Origin of the sequence: Streptomyces colwelliae, from assembly GCF_048158785.1 — a bacterium.
GTDB lineage: Bacteria > Actinomycetota > Actinomycetes > Streptomycetales > Streptomycetaceae > Streptomyces.
Window position 1 is genome coordinate 1 of record NZ_JBLTJC010000990.1, and the last position, 424, is coordinate 424.

Sequence of the window (424 nt, forward strand, 5' to 3'; positions counted from 1 at the left end):
ATAGATACCAGCAGCGTAGTTGTCGGTAAATTCCGTAGCCAGGCCATAGTTGGAAGTTATTGACGCTCCCCAACCAAACTGATCGTTAATAGGCGCAACAAAGTGCAGGTTAGGTACCCATGCTGTCGGTGCGATATTTTTAGCATTTGCACTCTGACCGGTTAAATCAGAATGTCCGGTAATATCTACATCCGGATCAATATAAACCGCACCCGCAGAAAATGTCGGGCGGTCAAACATGGTAATCAATGCGGGGTTACGGCTAACGTTACCTGCATCATCGGCAATTGCACCTTCCCCTGAATAAGCCCGGCCCAGGCCAGAGGAAGAAAATTCGTTTAACTGAAAGCCTGCCGACCAGGCCTGGGTGGAGATAAGTGCCACTGCGACTGCGAGAGCAGACTTTGTAAACAGGGTTTTCTGG

At 49.3% G+C, this 424-nt stretch carries 1 protein-coding gene; it reads right to left on the reverse strand.

The window, feature by feature from the left end:
* A partial coding sequence (locus tag ACNFOC_RS55500) for an outer membrane protein transport protein (RefSeq protein WP_521987334.1) occupies positions 1-424 on the reverse strand: 424 nt, incomplete at both ends.